The 20,159-nt window shown below is 71.8% G+C and carries 15 protein-coding genes; 2 read left to right on the top strand and 13 right to left on the bottom strand.

Annotated features, from left to right (window positions below):
• Window positions 1-11 precede the first annotated feature (11 nt).
• Window positions 12-1,934, bottom strand: a complete 1,923-nt coding sequence (locus RIN75_RS17880) for a DUF2264 domain-containing protein (protein WP_309113079.1) — start codon at window positions 1,932-1,934, stop codon at window positions 12-14.
• Entirely contained in the window at window positions 1,931-2,941 is a 1,011-nt protein-coding gene (locus RIN75_RS17885; protein ID WP_309113080.1) for a hydroxyacid dehydrogenase, read from the bottom strand. Before RIN75_RS17885 ends, RIN75_RS17880 begins: the two co-directional genes overlap by 4 nt.
• Before the next feature lie 122 nt (window positions 2,942-3,063).
• Between RIN75_RS17885 and RIN75_RS17890 the strand changes: the two genes are divergently transcribed.
• Window positions 3,064-4,137 carry a substrate-binding domain-containing protein gene (locus RIN75_RS17890; protein WP_309113081.1) on the top strand — a complete coding sequence of 358 codons (1,074 nt, stop codon included), beginning with the start codon at window positions 3,064-3,066 and terminating at the stop codon, window positions 4,135-4,137.
• A gap of 51 nt (window positions 4,138-4,188) precedes the next feature.
• Here RIN75_RS17890 and RIN75_RS17895 read toward each other — a convergent pair whose 3' ends face one another.
• From RIN75_RS17895 to RIN75_RS17930, 8 genes are all read right to left on the bottom strand, one after another.
• Window positions 4,189-5,523: an endo-1,4-beta-xylanase gene (locus RIN75_RS17895; protein ID WP_309113082.1), complete on the bottom strand. Its 1,335-nt coding sequence runs from the start codon at window positions 5,521-5,523 to the stop codon at window positions 4,189-4,191.
• A gap of 1,189 nt (window positions 5,524-6,712) precedes the next feature.
• Window positions 6,713-8,374, bottom strand: a complete 1,662-nt coding sequence (locus RIN75_RS17900; RefSeq protein WP_309113083.1) for an ATP-binding protein — start codon at window positions 8,372-8,374, stop codon at window positions 6,713-6,715.
• Between the two features lie 39 nt (window positions 8,375-8,413).
• Entirely contained in the window at window positions 8,414-10,966 is a 2,553-nt protein-coding gene (gene rph / locus RIN75_RS17905) for a rifamycin-inactivating phosphotransferase (protein WP_309113084.1), read from the bottom strand.
• A gap of 222 nt (window positions 10,967-11,188) precedes the next feature.
• The gene (locus RIN75_RS17910) at window positions 11,189-11,773 is read right to left on the bottom strand and encodes a DinB family protein (RefSeq protein WP_309113085.1); all 585 of its coding nucleotides are present in this window, start codon (window positions 11,771-11,773) and stop codon (window positions 11,189-11,191) included.
• A gap of 40 nt (window positions 11,774-11,813) precedes the next feature.
• Window positions 11,814-12,965, bottom strand: coding sequence for a BMP family ABC transporter substrate-binding protein (locus RIN75_RS17915; RefSeq protein ID WP_309113086.1), 1,152 nt, complete (start codon window positions 12,963-12,965; stop codon window positions 11,814-11,816).
• A gap of 158 nt (window positions 12,966-13,123) precedes the next feature.
• Window positions 13,124-13,780: an ESX secretion-associated protein EspG gene (locus RIN75_RS17920; RefSeq protein ID WP_309113087.1), complete on the bottom strand. Its 657-nt coding sequence runs from the start codon at window positions 13,778-13,780 to the stop codon at window positions 13,124-13,126.
• Complete coding sequence (locus RIN75_RS17925; protein WP_309113088.1) at window positions 13,780-14,994, bottom strand: WXG100 family type VII secretion target; 1,215 nt, start codon at window positions 14,992-14,994, stop codon at window positions 13,780-13,782. The genes RIN75_RS17920 and RIN75_RS17925 overlap by 1 nt, the downstream gene beginning before the upstream one ends.
• Window positions 14,994-15,299 carry a hypothetical protein gene (locus RIN75_RS17930; protein WP_309113089.1) on the bottom strand — a complete coding sequence of 102 codons (306 nt, stop codon included), beginning with the start codon at window positions 15,297-15,299 and terminating at the stop codon, window positions 14,994-14,996. Before RIN75_RS17930 ends, RIN75_RS17925 begins: the two co-directional genes overlap by 1 nt.
• Before the next feature lie 117 nt (window positions 15,300-15,416).
• Here RIN75_RS17930 and RIN75_RS17935 point away from each other — a divergent pair, with 117 nt between their 5' ends.
• Window positions 15,417-16,844 (top strand): polysaccharide lyase 6 family protein, encoded by a 1,428-nt coding sequence (locus RIN75_RS17935; protein WP_309113090.1) that lies wholly within the window; start codon window positions 15,417-15,419, stop codon window positions 16,842-16,844.
• 16 nt (window positions 16,845-16,860) lie between these two features.
• Here RIN75_RS17935 and RIN75_RS17940 read toward each other — a convergent pair whose 3' ends face one another.
• The 3 genes from RIN75_RS17940 to RIN75_RS17950 all read right to left on the bottom strand — a co-directional run bounded on the left by RIN75_RS17940 (window position 16,861) and on the right by RIN75_RS17950 (window position 20,053).
• Window positions 16,861-18,615: a protein kinase gene (locus RIN75_RS17940; RefSeq protein WP_309113091.1), complete on the bottom strand. Its 1,755-nt coding sequence runs from the start codon at window positions 18,613-18,615 to the stop codon at window positions 16,861-16,863.
• 125 nt (window positions 18,616-18,740) lie between these two features.
• Window positions 18,741-19,496 (bottom strand): FHA domain-containing protein, encoded by a 756-nt coding sequence (locus RIN75_RS17945; RefSeq protein ID WP_309113092.1) that lies wholly within the window; start codon window positions 19,494-19,496, stop codon window positions 18,741-18,743.
• 77 nt (window positions 19,497-19,573) lie between these two features.
• Window positions 19,574-20,053 carry a hypothetical protein gene (locus RIN75_RS17950; protein WP_309113093.1) on the bottom strand — a complete coding sequence of 160 codons (480 nt, stop codon included), beginning with the start codon at window positions 20,051-20,053 and terminating at the stop codon, window positions 19,574-19,576.
• Window positions 20,054-20,159 lie beyond the last annotated feature (106 nt).

A 20,159-nucleotide genomic window follows, 5' to 3' on the forward strand; every position in this document is an offset into this window, starting at 1 on the left:
CTCCTCTTCGTCTACAGCGGCAGGTCGGCGGTGGTGCGTCCCCCGTCGGGCCAGTGGATTTCCAACGTGCGGTGGTCGAGGTCGACGGCGGGCGGACCGGCCACCCCGCCGCCCAGTGCGATGGCCGCGACCGCCCACCCGCCCGGTGCGACCGGACCAGTCGCCCACGGTGTCGCGGCACGCGGACCCAGCGGGCTCGCGTCGTCCTCGGTGTCCACTCCGACGCGGTCCAGGCCGCGCACCGCGACGAGGACCGAGCACAGGCCGCCCGCGCGGACCGACGCGGCCGGGACTTGGTGCTGTACAAGTCGCGGGTCGACTTCGACCTCCTCCGCCGCCAGCGGCCAGCCGCCGATCCGCAGCGCGACCGCGCTTTGGAGGGCGTCCGGCGCGTCGGGCAACGGCGCCACCCGCGCGCACCGCACCTCCCACGGTCCTTTGAGGACGGACACCGTGGTGATCTCGGCGAGGTCGCGCGCCACGCCGCGCCGCCCGGATCCGTGGTCGCGTCCCGGCACCGGGTCGAGCAGGTGGACTCGGGCGGTCGAGGCGCCGAGCACGGCGTCCCCAACCCGTTCGACGCGCAGGGTCCGCATGCCGGCGCGGTGGGTGGCGGTGCCGCGGGCGTCCAGGAGCACGACGGACTGGTCCATCGGCGAGGTCCACGCCCGTTCGGACAGCAGCGGGGCGGTGGCCGTCGAGTAGCCCAGCCGCGTGTAGAGGGGTGAGTCGCCGACCCGTGCGCCGACGTGCTCGTGGTCGGTGCCGTGGTTGACCACGCGCACGATCCCGTCGGCCCGGGTGCCCGACACCACCCAGCCCGGCGGTCCGGCGCACCACGTCTCGTCGGCCCGTTCCACGGGCAGCGGCTCCTCCACCGCGGTCCACACCGGGTGGTCGGCGGGCAGGGCCAGCCCGAGCATCCCCTTGGCCGCCCAGTACGGCGAGGACGGCCCGGAGTAGGACTGCGCGAGCGCGGGCCACTCGTGGTGCCAGCCCAGGGTCAGCAGGCCCCGCTCGTCCGGCGCGCCCCGGTCGGCGAAGTGCGCGAGGACGCCGGACGCGGCGCGGCGCAGCAGACCCGGTCCCGCCGAGGTCACGCCCGCCAACGCGCCCACCCAGAACGGCGCCGCCGCCGCGAACCGGTAGACCAGGCTGCGGCCCTGCACCAGCGGCGACCCGTCCGCGCCGACCAGGCGCAGGTGGTCGAGCAGGAACCGGTCGAGCCGCGCGACGTCCCCGGCGGCCCGGTCGGCCCACTCCCCCGCCCCGCGCATCCGGGCCCACAGCACCGGGTACAGGTGCAGCGCCCACCCGCAGTAGTGGTCGAACGCCCGCTCGTCGCCGTCGGCGAACCAGCCCTCGTCGCGGTGGAACGAGTCGTGCGCGGCCAGGTCGGCGGCGACGTCGTCGGCCCGCCACGGCCCGCCGACCGAGCGCAGGAACGTCTGCACCACGATCCGGAACCACACCCAGTTGCAGCGCGGGTAGGTGTCGTCGCCGACCACCGGCGAAAGGTAGTCCACCACGCGCTGCCGCGCGACCTCGTCCAGCCGGTCCCACAGCCACGGCCGGGTCAGGTCCAGCACCAGGGCCAGCGCGGCGGCCTCGACCTTGGCCTGCGGGTGCTCGTCCGGCCGCGGCCAGCGCTCCGGCGAGGCGGGGTCGGTGCCGGTGTCGAGCCCGCGCGCGTACCAGCCGGCCAGGTCCAGCGGGTCGCGGCCGTGCTCGCCGGCCAGCCGGAAACCCGCGAGCAGCAGGGTCCGGGCGAAGCCCTCCAGGCCGTCCACCGCCGTGCCGTAGCCGCCGGGCGGGCCGGGTGGCGTGATCCGGGCGTGGTCGGGCGAGGCGTGCTCCCTGGCCGCGAGGAGCATCCGGTCGGCCAGCGCCGCCCAGTGCTCGCGGGTCCACCCGGTGATCGGCGAGACGGTCATGCGCTCATCCCGAGCGTGTCGGCGGTGACCGCGGCGCGCGGCGGCAGGCCCGCCAGGTGGCGTTCCAGTTCGTCGATCGCGCTGTCGCTCAGCCGGCGGGTCTCCGCGCCCTGCGAGCCCGCCACGTGCGGGGTGATCATCACGTTGGGCAGGGTGTAGAGGACCGAGTCGGCGGGCAGCGGCTCCGGGTCGGTGACGTCGAGGATGGCGTCGAGCCGCCCGGCGGCGCACTCCCGTTCCAGCGCGGCGGTGTCCACCAGCGCGCCGCGCGCGGTGTTGATGAGGGTGGCGCCGTCGCGGAGCATGGCCAGTTCCCGCGCGCCGATCAGGTGGCGGGTGGAGCGCAGTTCCGGCGCGTGCAGCGTGAGGACGTCGCTGGCGCTCAGGAGTTCCGGCAGTTCCACCCGGCGGGCGCCCGCCGCCCGGACCAGCGCCGGGTCGGCGTAGGGGTCGGTCACCAGGACCGTCACGTCCAGGGTGCGCAGCCGTTCCACCACCCGGCGTCCGACGCGGGAGAAGCCGACGACGCCGATCGTCCGGTCCCGGTTGGACAGTTCGCCGCGTAACGCGGTGTAGGACCAGTCGGCGCGGTGCGCGCGGGCGTCCTGGGCCAGGAACGGCGCCTTCTTGCCGGCGAACACGATGGCGGCGAGCGTGAACTCGGCGACCGGGATGGCGTTCTCGTCGGCCGCGGTGGTGACCAGGACACCTCGTCGCCACAGTTCGTCGGACACCAGCGACCGCACCGTGCCGGCGCAGTGGAAGACCGCGCGCAGCCGGGGCGCGGCGGCCAGCCGTTCGGCGGTCAGCCGGGGCGCGCCCCAGGAGGTGAGCAGGACGTCGGTCTCGCGCAACCGGTCGCGCGCGGCGGCGGAGTCCAACTCGGTGGCGCACAACGGGTCGCCCAGGTCGACCAGCCGGGCCAGCCGGTCGAGTTGGGGGCGGTGGAACTGGACGCGGAAGTGGCGTCGCGCCATGACGAGCAGCGCTTGGGGTCGGTCGGTCACTCGTCCTCCGCAGGGCCGCCGGTTGCGCACGATCGACGCACCGATCATCTTCGATCAGAGTTTTCAGGTCAAGACTGTTCGAATCAGTGACGATCAGATCCGATCGGAGGATGATTGTGACCGTGACGACCTCCGACATGCTGCCCGCGGAACGCCGCGCCAAGGTGGTCGAGCTGATCCGGGACCGCGGCACCGCCCGCGTGCACGACCTGGCCGACGCGCTCGACGTCTCCGCGATCACCGTCCGCCGGGACATCAACTTCCTCGCCGAACAGGGCCTCGTGCACCGCGTCCGCGGCGGCGCGACGGTCGCCGGCGGTCCCGTGCCCGGCACCGCCCCGCCGGCCGGGGAACTGCCCACCGTGGGCATGGTCGTCCCGTCGCTGGACTACTACTGGCCCGACGTGATCAAGGGGGTGCGGGAGGCGTCGGCCGAGGAGGATGTGCGGATCGTGCTGCGCGGCGCGACCTACGAGGCCGCCGACGAGCGCCGCCAGCTGGCCCGGCTGGTCGAGACGGGTGCCGTCGACGGGCTGCTGGTCGCCCCGACCACCACCGGAGCGGAGGGGGAGGCGCTGGTCGAGTGGCTGCGCTCGGTGGACCTGCCGGTCGTGCTGCTGGAGCGCACGCCCGGCGACAGCTACCGCGAGGTCGTCGAGTCCGTGGTGAGCGATCACGCGCGGGGTGCGGCGATGGCCGTGGTGCACCTGGCGGAGGCGGGCCACCGGCGGGTCGGCGTGTGCACCACCGTGACCAGCCCGACGTCACCGCACGTGCGCCGGGGCTGGCGCGAGGCGTGCGAACGCCTGGGCCTGCCCGTCGAGGGCACCCCGGACGTGCGCACCGCCGACAGCCGCGACCCGGCCTGGCCCGCCGCCCTGGACGCCTTGCTGGACCGGTGCGCGGCGACCGGTACGACGGCGCTGCTGGTCCACTCCGACCCGGAGGCGATTTCGCTGGTGCAGCGCTGCCAGGAACGCGGTGTGCACGTGCCCCGCGACCTGGCCGTGGTCACCTACGACGACGAGGTCGCCGAACTGTGCGACCCACCCCTGACCGCCGTCCGCCCCCCGAAGGCCGCGGTAGGCCGCGCCGCGGTGGCCCTACTGGCCGCCCGCCTCCGCGACCACGACCCCCACCGCCCGGCACACCGAGTGGTCATCGAACCCCGGCTGGTCGTGCGTTCGTCGTCGTGACCGCGGGCAGCGCGGCAGGACCCGGGCTGGTCCGGGTCCTGCCGCGGAGGGTCAGGCGACGCGGCAGGACACCGTCGGCCAGGTCCAGTTGCCGTTGTGCATCACCGTGAACCCGAACGTGTTGCCGTTCCCGTTCGGCCGCGCGGTCATCACGTTGCCGGTGGAGTCCCAGCTCGGGCTGGTGTTCCACGTCGCGATGATCTTCTGCGGGGTGCTCACCGTCACCGTCACGATCCAGTTGTTCGTGCCCGTCACCGTGACGTTCCCGTTGAACCGGTCACTCCACTTCTCGCCCTCGGAGTAGGTCGCGGTGCAACCACCGGGGTTCGGGCTCGACGACGTGGTGGTCGGGCCGGTGCTGCCCGTGCCGCTGTTCAGGACGTTGAGGACCGACGTGTACGCGGCCTTCTTGTTGCCGTAGTTGTCGAACAGCAGCGGGGTCCCGTACGAGCGCCACGAGTCGCTGTCCCGGATTCCCCACACCGTGATGCCCGTGCACCGCGACACCGCCATGCACGCCTGGGTGACGCCCTGGTACTGCTGCGCCTGGGTCGACCCCGAGCCCTCGATGTCCAGCTCGGTGATCTGCACGTCCACGCCGAGGTTGGCGAAGTTCTGCAACGTCGTGTGGTAGTTCGACGGCACCGGGTTGCCGCTGTTGAAGTGCGCCTGGAAGCCGACGCAGTCGATCGGCACGCCCCGCGACTTGAAGTCCTGCACCATCCGGTACACCGCCTGGGTCTTGGCGTGCGACCAGTTGTCGGTGTTGTAGTCGTTGTAGCAGAGCTTCGCACCCGGGTCGGCGGCACGCGCGGCGCGGAACGCGGCCTCGATCCAGTCGTTGCCGGTGCGCTGGAGGTTGGAGTTGCGGCGCGCGCCGGAGCTGCCGTCCTCGAAGGCCTCGTTCACCACGTCCCAGGCGTAGATCTTGCCCCGGTAGTAGCTCGCCACCTTCGTGACGTGGTTCAGCATCGCCTGGCGCAGCGCGGAACCCTCCATGCGCTGCATCCAGCCCGGCTGCTGCGAGTGCCACGCCAGGGCGTGCCCGCGCACCCGCTTGCCCTGGTTGCGGGCGTGGTTCACGATCCGGTCGGCGTTGCCGTAGCTGAACTGGTTCTGGTTCGGCTCGGTGGCGTCCATCTTCATCTCGTTCTCGGCGGTGACCATGTCGAACTCGCGGCTGAGGATCCCGGTGTAGGTCGAGTCACCCAGCCTGCCCGCGGCGACGGCGGTGCCGAAGTACCGGCCGCTCTGCTGGGCCGCCGCGGCGAGCGTGGACGCGGCGCCGCTGGCGGGCGCCGCCACCAGGACCGCGGCGCCCGCCGTGGCGGCCACCAAGGTCGACACGAGCGCGACTCGTGAGACCGACTTCGCTGTCAGTTTCATGTAAGCGCTTTCTGGGAAACACCCGCCAGGACGGGTGGCCGACCGAAACTTTCGATCGAGGAACCGATAGTTGTCGGGTCGACCATAACCACAGCCACTCGGGCCGGGCAATGCTTCCCATCCGCTGAAGAAGTGCACGAAACCGTTAGCCAACCAGGACGAACCGGGTCGAACTCGCGTGGTCAGTCGTGCCGGTTGTGCGGGTGTTGCAGTTCCGGGTCGAGCCGGTAGGTCATGCCGCCCACGAGGTTCCCGCCGGCCCGCACGTCGATCCGGACGTCCCGGTCCTCCACGCCGATGGCGCCCGGGTCCCACGCCCCGCCTTCAACCAACTGGAGCTTCACCCGGCGGCGCCGTCCGCCCGGCTTGAGGTCCAGGCCGTCCTGGTCGACGCCGGCCAGGTCGAGCCGCCGGCCGGCGTCGGCCAACGCCCGCGGCAGGCGCACGTCGAAGGTCACCTTGGCGCGCCGGGGCTCGGGGTTGCGCACCCAGATCGCCACGTTCTTCAGCGCCTCGACCAGCCCGACCGGGTTCCCGGGCACCGGGTGCACGTTGCGCTGGCCGATGTTGTTGTCGTTGGGCACCAGCCGCCACTCCGGGATGACCTCCCCGGCGGTGAAGGTGTCCACATTGGACGCATCGCCGGTGGCGCGGGCGATCATCAGCAGGCAGTCGTGGCCGAACGCGTTGACGTCCGGCGTCCACTCGAACGGGCCGACCGTCACTTCCTCGGCGCTGTCGCCCGCCGGCGCGCCCACGACGACCCGCGGGGTGTCGAGCGGCTCGAAATCGTTGGGCCACAGCAAACCCGCGCCCGGCTTGGTGTGGTAGCCGCTGACCACCACGTCGTGGGCGGTCTTCGTGCCCCGGTTCTTGACCTTCACGTAGGCGAAGTTGAAATCCGTGCCGGCCGGGTTCGCCGGCGCCTCGACGACCTCGCCCTCGACCTCGCGCACCTCGCCGAACGTGCCGCGCAGGGTCTGGGTCCCGTTGGACGGCGGGTCGAGGTTCATCAGGGTGACGGTGTCGCGGTGCGGGTCGAGCGCCGCGTTGTCGGACGTCGAACTGAGCGCGGTGTTCGCGGTCTTGGTCACCGGGTCCAGGTCGAACACCCGGCCGGTCAGGTCGCTGACCATCGCCCGCAGGTACAGCACCGACCGCGTCACCGGCTCGAACAGCGCCTTCCAGGTCACCGGGCCGTCGCCGTCGATCGGCATGGTGAAGGTGATCTCGGCGACCAGGTAGTCCTTGCCGTCCTCGATCGAGTCGTCGACCGGCGGCAGGTCCAGGGTGAGCCTGCGGCCGTCCGCGGCGGGCAGCCGTTCCTCCGCCTCGTACCGGTAGATCCAGAACCGCCCCCGGATGAGGCGGACCTGCCGGGGCTCGCGGGCCTCGGTCTTGACCACGTCGAGGACCAACGCCCGTCCCCGGGCCTCCTCGTCCACCGCCGGCGTGCCACCGGCCCGCACCACGGCCTGCTGCGCCTCGGCGGCCCGGAAGACCTCGCGCAGCGGGTCGAGGACGTCCGCCGGCGGCAGGGTCGCCTCGACGCGGTCCTGGCTGGTGTCGACGGAGTGGACGACCCGGTTGGGGCCGGTCTTGAGCGTGACGCCCGTTGGCCCTGATCACGGGGGTCGAGTGCCGGATTGGCCACCATGTCGGCACCGTAGGAGCCGCCGGTGCCGGAGATCCGGGTCAGCGTCGGCTCGTCGAGCAGTCGGGACACGTCGGCGACGGACCGGAACGCCACCGTGCGCGGCCAGGGCACCAGAACGGGGTCGACGTCCGCGACCGCCGCCAACGCCGTGGTGACGGCCGGGTCGACCAGCGTCGCGACGATGGCGTCGAGCAGGTCTCGAAGTCGGTGCACCGCCAACCGCGACGGCCACGCGGGCAGCTCGCGCAACCGCCCGCGTGGCTCGACGTCCTCGCGCAGGATCAGGTCCGGGACGATGTCGACGTCGGGGATCTCCGGGCCGACACCGGCCAGGAGGTCCAGGGTGAGCAGCAGGTCCGAGTGCGGCGTTCCGTACGTCTGCGGAAGCTGCACCTCGGCCACGGCCTCGACCACGTGGCGGTCGGCGCGGGCCGATGCGACCAGGCGGAGTCGGCGGGCGCGGTTGTGCCCGGCGAGGCGGAACCCATCCGGCGCGCGCAGGCCGATCTCCGTGCACCACGCCGTCATCGCCCTCCTCAGCGGCGATTCGTCCAACGCCCCGGCCACCGCCGTCGTCGCCCGCTCGGACAACGCCCGCCACGCGACCGCCTCACCCACCGGAACCCGGAGCCCGCCGCGCAGCAGGACCGCCGGCTTCGGCTCGTCGGGGTTGTCGAGGTTCAGGTGCGGGGTCGGGATCCACCCGTCGTACGACGACCTCGACGCGGTGGACTCGCTGAACAGCTGTCCCAGCCGGGTGCGGTCGGCCACCGCGTTGCGGCCGTGCAGCCTGATCATCGCCCGGCCGTCGAGGAGCACGGGCCTGGGTGCGCGGTCGGGGTGGACCCGGACCACCACCACCGACCGGCCCGTCCCCTCGGGCAGGGCCAGTTCGATGATCTCCGGCTCGAACGGCGGTTCCAGGCGTTCGAAGCAGGTGTTGACGATCTTGTCGACCGTGTCCGGCTCCGCGCCCACGACCCGATCACCCCCTGGCCGGTCCGCGACGCCCACGATGATCAGACCGCCGTACGTGTTCGCCATCGCGGCCACCGACTTGACCAGTTGGGGGCTGAACTTCTCCTTGTACTCCAAGGTCAAGCTCTCGGAGGGTTCCTGTGCCACCAGGGCCGTCACGCGGTCCAGCGTCACGTCGTTCCGGGCACAGGCGAGCAGCGACGTCGGCGAAGCCATCGGACGAGCATTCCACGCCGGAGGCCACGGGGGCCGCGGTTACGGCAGGATCTCGACGTAGCCGTTCGTGCCGTTCACCCGGATCCGCTGACCGTCCCGGATCAGCCGCGTCGCGTTCTCCACGCCCACGACGGTCGGCAGGCCGTACTCGCGGGCGATCACGGCGCCGTGGGTCATGAGGCCGCCTACCTCGGTGACCAGACCCTTGATCATGACGAAGACCGGCGACCAGCTGGGGTCGGTGTAGGACGTGACCAGGATGTCGTCGGCTTCCAGGTCGGCTTCGGTCATGTCCAGCACCACGCGGGCGCGGCCCTCGACGATGCCGGTGGAGACGGGAAGGCCTGCCAGGGCGTCAGTCGGGACGCTCTCGCGCCGGTAGGTGCCGGTGATGGTTTCGCCGTCGGAGGTGAGGACTCGGGGTGGGGTAAGGGTTTGGTGGGTGGTGAAGGCATCCGCGCGCTGGCGGATCAGGTCGTTGTCGACGTGGCCGGTGCGGATGGCGTTGTGGAGTTCTTCGAAGCGGAGGTAGTAGATGTCTTCGCGGGTATCGAGAACACCGGTCCGCACCAGGCGATCGGCTTCGGCCAGCAGGGCCTGCTTGTAGATGAAGTAGCGGCTGATCATGGCGTACTTGGGGTACTCGCGATAGCCGATGAAAGTCCGCAGGCGGTCGATCGTCGACTTGGTTTCCTCGGCTTTCGCGTCCCCGTCCGGCAACGCCCGCAAGCGTTCCAGCAGGCCCTGCTCCTTCTGCCACGCCTCCTGCCGGCCCTGGTCGAACCGCCGCCGGCCGGCTCCGGGCTCGAAGGTGTCGATGTTGCCGAGGATCACGGGCACCAGGGCGGTGGGGTGTTCGCTCCACCTCGGCCTGGTGATGTCGATTTCGCCCACGCAGCGCATCCCGTACTTGTCGAGGTAGGTCCGGATCGCGTGGAGTGATTCAGGGCCGCCGGAGAGCTTGGGGAGTTCGTCGAGGAAACGATCGTCCTCGACTTGGCGCAGGAACTCGACCACCTCCGGGTGCGGGCGGATCGCGTCGGCTACGTCCAAGAGCGCCAAGCCCATCTCGGAAGTGATGTTGTCGGGCGCGGACTGGGTGAGCGTGTCGGCGGCGTTCTCCTCGCCCAGCCACTCGTGCATGTGCTGGTTGAGCCACCAAGTCGCGTCCATCCCGGCCATGATCGCCTGGTAGCTGCGCGGCTCGAACAGGAGCCGGCGCAGTTCTTGCAGGTCTTCGCGGATGAAGTCGAGCAGGGCCGATCCCTGCTTGGTCCGGATATCGCGGGAAAGGGTGGCTAGTGACGTCTGCCAGTTCGCGATCAACTCAGCCACGATGGCGGGATCGTTGTCGATCGTAGACGGGGCCGGGGTGACCGGCGGCACGGTGGGATCGGCGGAAGACGGGGCCGGGAGGAAGTCCCGGTCCAGGACGGTGCGCAGGGCGTCGCCGGTCAGCGGGTCGGACGTGCGCAGGGCGTCCAGGAGTGCGTCACGGCCCTTCTCGGTCGCCAAGTGCGCGGTGACGTCCACGAACAGCCGCCCGCCGGCCTCGGCCATCGGTCGTGGCGTGGTCAACTGCCACACCGACAGGCCCAACGGCTTCATCGCGTCGGTCATCATCTGCTGGTGGCCGACCGACAGGTAAACCCGGTTGGCCTCGTCCGCGGCCTCCGGGACCGGGAACAACGTGGTGATCGGCCGGCTCTGCACGACCTGGAAACCGCCGTCCACCAGGCACCACTCGATGTCTTGGGGCCGGCCGAAGTGCGCCTCGATCCGCCGGCCCAACCCCGCCAGCCGCAGCACCTGCTCGTCGGTCAGCGCAGGCTGCTGCTGCGCTCCGGGCTCGATCGCCACCTCCCGCGTCCCGCCCCCGGGCACGGCGTGCACGGCCAAGCGCTTGCTCGCGACCTTCTTCTCGACGATCTCGCCGTCCCGGACCTTGTAGACGTCCGCGTTCACCAGACCGGACACCAGCGCCTCCCCCAGGCCGAACCCGGCCTCCACGCTGACGACCTTCCGGTTCGACGTGACCGGATCGGCGGTGAACAACACCCCGGACGCCTCCGGCACGACCATCCGCTGCACCACCACGGCCATCTGCACCTTGCGGTGGTCGAAACCGCTCCGCAGGCGGTACGCCACGGCCCGCTCGGTGAACAGCGAAGCCCAGCACGACTTGATGTGCTGGAGAACCGCCTCACGCCCCACGACATTCAGGTACGTGTCGTGCCGGCCCGCGAAAGACGCCGTCGGCAGGTCCTCGGCGGTCGCACTGGAACGAACCGCATAGGCCGCGTTGTCATCCAAACGGGCGAAAATCGCCGCCGCCACGTCGTCGGGGATCGTGACCGCTTCAACGGCACGGCGGAGGTCTGCGCTCAGCGCACCAATCGCGTCGTCCGGGCGCGACAGCCGCTCGATCCGATCGGCGAGCGCGTCCGCCACCACCCGGCGGAAAGCGTCCGTGGTCACGCAGAAGCCGGGCGGCACGCGAACGCCGTCGATCCGGGACAGTTCCGCCAGGTGCGCGCCCTTCCCCCCGACGACCGCCGCCCGGCTCTGGTCGATCTCCGGAAATCCCAGCACATGACGACCTGAAGCCACCACTGATTCTCCCTCAGTACGTCGATCGTCGCGCAGCGGTCGCAGATTCTGCGGCACAGACCGGGTCTTGCCGCAAGACCCCCTGTGCGCTATAAGTTGAAAGTGGCGGAGAGTGCGAATCTCCGCGATCCCCGGCGACTCTGCCGGTATCCGCGAACACCGCCGCCCCGGCCGGCCCGCTCGCCATGCGCGGTTCTGCGTACGTCAGCGGCTGCGAGCCGCCTGGGCCGCCCGTTCGATCTCCGCGTGCCGGCGAGCCCAATAAGCCGCGTCCTGGCCGCGCCGGACCATGCCCTCCGGGTCCATCTCCACCGCACCGTCCAACTGCTCGCGCAGGATGTCGGCGTGACCGGCGTGCCGGGTGGTCTCGGTCAGCACGTGGACCAGGACGTTGAACAGCATGACGTCGGGGCGCGGCCACCACGGCACGTGGCCGGGCGCGTCGACGGCGAGGGCGGCGATCGCGGCGTCGGAGTGCGCCCAGGCGCGCCGGTAGCGGTCGGTGATCTCCTCGCGGGTCTCGTGTTCGGTCACCCAGAGGTCGGTGCCACGCCGCTCAAGGTCGTCCCACCGCAAGACGGGCTCGGGGAACGGGCGGCCGAAGACCTCGCCGAAGTACCGGGCCTCGGTCACGGTCAGGTGCTTGACCAGGCCGAGGAGGTTGGTGCCGGTCGCGGTCAGGGGACGGCGGACGTCGTACTCGGACAGCCCGTCGAGCTTGCGGAGCATCACCTCGCGGACCTCTCGGAGGTCGCCGTGCAGGTAGTCCTTCGCGAAATCGTCGATCATGCCGTCCGAGCATGCCCCAACCGCGACCCGGCCCGCAGGGTTACCGCTTGTCGGCGACCTTGATCCTGCCCTCGATGATCTGGGCCTTGAAGGCTTCCAGGATGCCCTGCAACTCGGAGGAGACCTTGCCGCCCGACGTGGCGTAGCCGACGCCGTTCACCTTGAGGTCGAAGACCTTGGGCAGGGAGGACAGGTCGTTGCGGGCGGCGGCGGTGACGAAGTCGTTGACGGCCACGTCCACGCGCTTGAGGCTCGACGCGACGATGACGTCCCGGGTGTCGGCCAGTGCGGGCTGGTGGTACTGGTCGGCGTCGCAGCCGATCGCCAGCACGCCCGCCTGCTTCACCGCGGAGAAGACGCCGATGCCCGAGGCACCCGCGGCCGGGTAGAGGACGTCCGCGCCCTTGTCGATGAGGCCCTTGGCGGTCTCCGAGCCCTTCGCCGGGTCCTGGAAGCCGCTGAAGTCGGTGGCCGGGGTGATGTACTTGCGCTCCACCACGATGTTCGGCGCGGCGGCCTTCGCGCCCTGGGTGTAGCCGGCCTCGAACTTGTGGATCAACGGGATGTCGACGCCGCCCACGAAACCGACGTGGCACTTCTTGCTCTGGTACGCGGCCACCACACCGGCCAGGAACGCGCCCTCCTGCTCGGCGAACACCAGCGGCGTCACGTTGGCCGCGCCGTCCACCGCCGAGTCCACCAGGCCGAACCGGACGTCCGGGAACTCCGGCGCGACGACCTTCAACGACTCCGTGTACGCGAACCCGACCGCGACGATCGGGTTGAACCCGTCGCGCGCGAGCTGCCGCAGGCGGGACCGCTTCACCGACTCGTCCTCGTTCGGCGCGGCGGACAGCTCGCGGGTGTTCTCCTTCTTCACCCCCAGGTCCTTGATCGCCTGGTCGAACCCGGCGGCGGCGAGGTCGTTGAACGACGCGTCGCCGCGGCCGCCGATGTCGTAGGCCAGGCCGATCTTCAGCGCGCTCCCGTCGATCTTCTCACCGCTGCGTTGTTCCGCGGCACTGGTGGTCGAGTTGGCGGGCGGGCTGGGTGGCGGTGCGAACTCGCACGCGGCACCGGTCGCGGTGGTCGAGCCGGCGGTGCCCCCACCGGGGTCCTTCGCGCAGGCGCCCAGCAAGAGGCTGGTCAGCGCGATCGCGGCAACAGCGGTGCCACGCGTACGACGGCGCACGGATCGTCTCCCCTCCCCTGCTCGTCGAGCAGGCCGATGGCCGTGTCAACGGCCGGACGGGTCGGACCGTACCTCTTTCGGGTGATCTTCCGGTTCGAGCGCTCACCTGCTGGGACACCGGCAGCGGGCCGGCCGCGCGGTCGGCCCGCTGCCGGCGGTCAGCCGCCGAGGCGGCGAAGCCACTCCCTGATGACCGGGCGCGCCGCCGGGGTCGCGTGCACCCAGCGCTGGCCCCGGCGGTCGGCGTAGCGGACGACCAGCCAGCGCCCGTCCGGGCAGTCCAGCGTGGTCACGAACGACTCCGACCGCCGACGCCGCCCGTACCGGTCCCGCCGCGCCGCGTACAGCTTCGCCACCCCCGACCGCGGGCGCTGCATCAGCTCGACCAGCGCCCGCGACCCCCGCGCCTCCTCCTCCCGCGCGTTGATCGACGCGCCCCGCCCGGGCGGCACCTCCGGCAGGCACGCCGCGAGCGTGTCCGACGGGTCGCCGTGCACCGCCTCGATCCGCACGTGACCGTTGTCCCGCAACGCGAGCACCCCGTGCCGGCCCGCCGCGGCGGCGACCACCGGCAGCGTCACCTCGCGGTTGAACCCGATCCAGCCGAAGTACTCCAGGTCGGCGAACGCGAGCACCCGCAACGCCTCCAGCGTGTCGTCCACCCGCACGCCCTCGCGGTACAGCTCGTGCTCGACCTCCAGGACGTTGGCCTCGGCGGGCGGCACGTGCAGCACGGTGTGGTGGTCGCCGAGGTCGTCGTGGTGCCACAGCACGTCGAACGCGGTGTCCGACAGCACCACCGGCGCGCGCAACATCAGTCCTCCCCGATCACGGGCGTCACGCTGCCGGGCAGCCGGCCGACCAGCGCGTCGGTGTCCTCGTCGAGGTACACGGTGCGCTTGTGCACCCTCTCCTCCTCGTCGCGCGCGTACCCGGCGTGCGGCGCGAACCCGCCGCCCACCCCGGCCATCGCGGGCTTGCCGCCGGGAGCACTGGTGAAAGCGCCGCCGGGAGCACCGGGAGGCAGCGTCTTGCCGAGCACGCCCGAGCGCTCGCCGGCACCCAGGGGACCCCGCCCGCCCCTGGTACCGGTCGGATCACCCGTGCCGATCCCGCCCGGCAGCACCGGCGCGACACCGCCACCGCCGCCCAGGTGGTCGCCCTTCGGCAGGTTCGACGTGTGCGCGGTGTCCCGGCCCGACGCCGGCCGCGGCGCGATCGGCACGCCACCCAGCGCGCTGAGCGACGCGTCGGCCGTCGCCGTCCGGTCACTGGGCTGCTTCGGCGTTCCCGGCCCGGGCAGGACCGGCGTCCGGCCACCGGCCGCGCCCTCGGCCTCGCTCGCCGAAGTCCGGCCCCCGCCCGACGGCATGCCCCCGCCCGACGGCGCCGACGCGGAACCACCACCAGCGCCGGCCGACGACGGCGCGGTGGTCCCGCCCGCGCCGGCGCCCGCGACCTGGGGCGGCGCGGACGAAGCCGACTTCGCACCGGCGCCACCCGCGGACTGCACGGCGGTGTTCCCGCCCTGCGCGCCGGCGGCCTGGGCCGCCTGCGGGAGCATCGCCTGGTTCTGGCCCGTGGCCGCGACGTACTCCGCGTAGACGCGGCGGTTGTTCGCGTCGGCCTCGAACCACTCCCTGCGCGTGATCTCGTTGTCGGTGTCCCACGGCGTCAGCTGGTCGAACAGGGTCAGCTCCGGCGGCTGCGGCGTGGCCATCGGCAGCACCTGCGCCCGGAGCCGCTCGTAGGACTGCGCCTGGGCCCGCAGCGCCGCGTCGACCTGGCCCAGGGTCTCCTGCTCGCGCTGGAGGGCCTGCTCGATCGGCTGCGTGGCCCGCGCGGCCCCGTCCGACGCGGCGCCCCGCCACGCGGCCCGCATGTCCGTGGTGGTGCGGCGCAGTTGGTCGCCGACGCCCTGGAGGCGCGTGCTCGCCGCGCGCGTCACGTCCGCCGCCTGGACCAGCCCGGCGGGGCCGGCGCCCTGCGACACCATCGTGAAGATCTCGTACCCGCTGAGCCCGGCCATCAGTCCGCCACCGCCAGCCGCTGGTGGTTGCCCTGCTCGGTGGTCGCGTACTGCTCCACCGACGCGCGCAGCTCGTCGCCCTGCGTCCGCACCTGCTGCCCGATCCGGGTGACGGAGTCCAGGTGCGCCTGCCCGGCCTGGGAGGCGGCGGCGACGAAGGCGGTGGTCGCCGGGTCCTGCATCGGGGGCTGGATCTGCGCCAGCGGCCGGCTGTGCTGCGTGGTCTCGGACAGGTCGTCCCGCATCTTGTCGGTCAGCCCGACCACACCGTGGAGTGTTTCGATGGTCACTTCGAAATCGCCCATGCGCCACAGCGTGGCGGCGGTGTTCGGGGACCCCTCCCCGACCGCTCGGGACGGGTCCCGAGAGTGGTCGACGACGCTGGCGCGCATGTTCTGTCTCCGGTCCGAAAAGGGGTTCCGATGACACGGGCTCGTCGTGCGTTCCTGGTGGTGCTGCTCGTGTCGGTGGTCTCGGCGCTGACGGGGCCGACCGCGTCGGCGACCGACCGCACCGTCTACGTGCGCAGTTCGACCCAGCTGAGCACCGCGTTGGCCGACGCCCGCGCGGGCGACCGGATCGTGGTCGCCGACGGCCGGTACGCGATCGGCGCGATGAGCGGCCGGCACGGCACCGCGGCCAAGCCCATCACCGTCGTGGCGGCCCACCGCGGCCGGGCCGTGGTCGACGACGGCCAACTGGAGGTCGCGAACTCCTCCCACGTGACGTTCGAGGGGTTCACCTGGACCAACCGCTCGACGTTGCTGATCACCAGCTCCAACCACATCCGGTTGACGCGCAACCACTTCCGGCTCGCTGAAGAGTCCACCCTGCACTGGGTGCTCATCCGGGGCGCGGACAGCCACCACAACCGGATCGACCACAACCTGTTCGAGGAGAAGCACCAGCTGGGCAACTTCATCGCCATCGAAGGCTCGGACACCCAGCAGTCCCAACACGACCGCATCGACCACAACCACTTCCGCAACATCGGACCCCGCGCCCAGAACGAGATGGAGGCCATCCGGGTCGGCCGCAGCACGATCTCCCGCTCAAGCGGGTTCACCGTGGTGGAGGCCAACCTGTTCGAGAACTGCGACGGCGACCCCGAGATCGTGTCCGTGAAGAGCAACGACAACACCGTGCGCTACAACACCTTCCGGACCTCGCAAGGGACGTTGTCGCACCGCCACGGCGATCGCGGCTCGTTCTACGGCAACTTCTTCCTCGGCGGCGGCAAAGCGGGCACCGGCGGCATCCGGATCTACGGCCAGGACCACAAGATCTACAACAACCACTTCGAGGGCCTGACCGGCACCGGCTACGACGCCGCCCTCCAGGTCGACGGCGGCGACGTGGACACCTCCGGCGCGTTGAACGCGCACTGGCGCGTCTACCGGGCCACCATCGTGCACAACACGTTCGTGGACAACGTCTCCAACATCGAGATCGGCACCAACTACACCTACCCGCCGGTCGACTCCACCATCGCCGACAACGTGGTGACCGGCGCCCACGGCAAGCTGTTCGACGAGCGCAAGGCGCCGGTGAACATGACCTACGCCGGGAACATCGCGTGGCCGACCGGCACCGCGACCGTCGGTGTCACCCAGCCCGCCGAGGCCATCCGCACGGTCGATCCCCTGCTGCGCCGCGAAGGACAGGTGCACCGGATCTGCGCGGGCAGCCCGGCGGTCGGCACCGGCACCGGCCGCTTCGCGTTCGTCACCGACGACATGGACGGCCAGCCGCGCGCCGGCGTCCCCGATGTCGGCGCGGACGAACGGTCGGACGCCCCGGTCGTCCGCAAGCCGCTCGGGGCCGCCGACGTCGGCCCCCACTCGCGGTAGCCGCCTGGCGGGGCCGTCAGGAGGGCAACTTCTTGACGGCCACCGCCGCCAGGCCGGTGGCCGGTCCGCAGTACTCGATGCCCGGTCGGTCGCCGCGCACGGTCAGCACCATCACGTCGATGTTGTCCCGCTGCGGCCCCTTCGCCGGCCGGTGCGGGACGGCGACCGTGCAGCTCGTGCCGGAACCCGGGTCCAGCTGGACGTACCCCGCCCGGCCGGCCACGTCGGTCCGCTCGCCCCGGACCATCTCCTGCGCCGGGTGCTGGTCGTAGCGCAGGTTGATGCCGGGCCCGCCGACCGTGCTGAACCACTTGCACGCCCAGTTCCCGAACACGTTCACCGCCGAGTCGCCGTCGACCGCGGCGAGCGTGGTCAGCGACTCGTCGTCCAGCAGCGCGCAGGCGTCGACGTGGGCCAGCGAACCCTCCGGGAACGGCACCGCGCGCCGCGGCACTGGACCGGCGCGGAGCACCTCCAGCACGGTCTCGGTCGCCGACTCGGCCACCGTGCACAGGTCCAGCCGGGGGCTTTCCTGCTTCGCCGAGACGCGGACGGCGTACGTGTCGTCGACCACCACCGTCCGGTCGCACTCGCTGTTGTTCTGGGTCTTCTCCACGACCTCCAGCGGCTTGCCCTGCACGGCCCGGGAAGCGCGGGTGATCAGCTGGAGCTCGACGTCCACCGGGGCTTTGGCGCCGACGTCGACCACGGCGTCGCAGCGGTTGAAGTTTCCGTAGGTGGTGAACACCTGCGTCGGGCCGAACTCGCGCAGCCGCCCGGGGTCGATCAACGCGCACGGGTCGGCGGTCTTCTCGTCGCCGATGAGGTCGACGCGGGGCGCGGACTGCGGCGCGGCGGGCGCCCAGGGCTCCCAGGCCAACGCCACCCCGCCGAGCACCGCGACCACCGCGACCCCCGCGGTGGCCTGGAGCAGTCGACGGCGGCGGCGCGGCGCCGGGTGGTCGACCCGCGGTGGCTCCCAGTCGCCGACGATCTCCTTGAGCCGTAACAGGACCTCGTCGGCGCCCGGTCTGTCCGCGGGCTGTGGTCGCAGCATCTCCGCCACCAGCGCGGCCAGCGGACCCGTGTGGCGCATCGGCCGGATCTCACCGCGCCGGGCGCGCTTGAGCACCTCGTACGCGTCGCCGTTGCCGAACGGGGGCGTGCCCTCCAGTGCCGCGAACAGGGTGGCGCCCAGGGAGAACACGTCCGAGGCCTGGTTCGCCGGGTACCCGCGCGCCACCTCGGGCGAGGTGAACGCGGGGGTGCCGCTGATCCGGCCGTCGTCGGTGCGGGTCACCTCCCGCCAGATGGAGATGCCGAAGTCGGTGAGCTTGGCCAGGTCGTCGTCGGTGACCAGGATGTTCCCCGGCTTCACGTCCCGGTGCACGATGTTCTTCGCGTGCACGGCGGCCAGCGCGCCCGCGATCTGCACGCCGATCCGCGCCACCCGCTCCGGCGGCTGCGGTCCGCGCGCGGCCAGGATCCGGTCCAGGCTCTCGGCCGGCAGGTACTCCATGACCAGCCAGCAGTCGTCGGCGTCGACCGTGTCGAAGATCGAGATCGCGTTGGGGTGGTGCACCTGCGCGGCCGTCTCGGCCTCCCGGCGGAACCGCTGCCGGTCGCCCTCGTCCGCGGCCGTGTGGGGCCGTTTGAGCGCCACCCGCCGTTTCAGCTTGCGGTCGAACGCGGACCAGACGATCCCCCCGGACCCGGAGCCGCGAGCGTCCTCCAGCTCGTACCGCCCGCCCACCACATCCCCCGTGCGCACGAAGAGTAGTGTAATGAGCGCACTCGGTGTCGTCATCGGGTTGCGGGTGTTCGATGGTCCGTTCACCGCAAAAAGCGTTCGTCAGGACAGCGTTGGTCGTTCCGCGTCGGTCAGTTCCGCGTCGGTCAGGACAGGGAGTCCAGCAGCGCCAGGTCCGGCGGGACGAGGGTGGTCGACAGGACGAGTTCGCGCAGCAGGTTGTCGTTGAGCGCGTTGCCGACGGGTTCGCCGACCTCCTCGCGCAGCAGCCCGTGCACGCCCGCCGCGGACAGCCGGGCCCGGACGTCGGCCACCATGTGCTCGACCCGCTTGACGCCCCAGCCCGCGTCCGGCTGGAGTTCGGCGAGGATCTCGGCGGCGTGCTGGCGCGACACCGGCTGCGGGTTGGCCTCGTGCAGCAGGTAGCGCTGGCCCAGCACGACCAGCAGCAGGTGCTCGTCCGGCGTGAGCCGCCACCGCTTGGGCGGCTGGGTGACCGCGGCGTGGTGCGTGGCGGGGTGGCGGCCGTCGTGGCCCGCGACGTACAGCTCCAGCAGGTGCTCGCGGTCGTGCGAGCCGCGGATGAACAGCGGCGTGTAGCCGTTGGGCAGCGGCACCGGGTCCTCGTCGCGGAACAGCCACCGGGTCTTGGGCAGCCGGATCGGCAACCTGCCGGTGTTGGTGACCCACCACCGTCCCTCGCGGCGGGTCAGCAGGCCGTGCTGCCGGCTCACCCGCGGGTCGGTCTCCCCGACGCACAGGTCGACGTCGGGCCGGTTGCGCCCGAACCGGACGCTGCGCCCCTCGACGGGATCGGCGCTGATCTTCCCGCTCAACGCGAGCGCGACGACGGCTCCGGGTGCGGCGCGCGGCACGTCGCGCGCCAGGCTTTCGGTGTTCATGCCGGCCTCCTCGGTCCTCGCGCAGTGTGGCCGGACCGTCCCGGGAGGGGTCCCGGGACGGTCCTCTCAGGACGGTTTCACGGTGTGGCCGTCGCGCAGGGCGTGGTGGGCGTGGCGGCCCACGTGCCGGAGGACGGCGAGGTGGTCACCGGCGGCCCGGCCGACGCGGGCCGGGTGCCGCCGCACTGGTCGATCTCCAGCCGCCTGTCGACCAGCGGGAACTTCGAGAACACGATGTACTCGGCGCCCACGGTCAGTTCGTACCGGCACGAGGAGTTGATCCGGGTGAAGACGTGGACCCAGGGCGGCACGTCGCCCTTGTACTCGGTGCCGACCTTGACGGTGTAGCGGTAGATGTCGTCGTAGCCGTTGTTCTGCTCGACCTTCTTGGCCACCACGACCCCGCTGAACACGTAGGTCGCCTGCTGGTAGCGCAAAGCCTCGTTGCCGGGGAAGCAGACGCAGGCGCTGGCCGGGCTGATCAGGACGGAGGTGAGCAGCACGGCCGACATCGTCAGGACGCCGACCGCGTGGGCCAAGAATCGTAGACGCGTCAAAGAGTCCCCCTCGTGGACAAGGAGCATTCGGCGGCGGCGTCGGGTTTCAGGGTAGGGCCAGGCGGGCGGGTCGAGCCACGGTTCGGCGGGATGCGGCCGGTCGTAC

Source organism: Saccharothrix sp. (assembly GCF_031180885.1).
GTDB lineage: Bacteria > Actinomycetota > Actinomycetes > Mycobacteriales > Pseudonocardiaceae > Actinosynnema.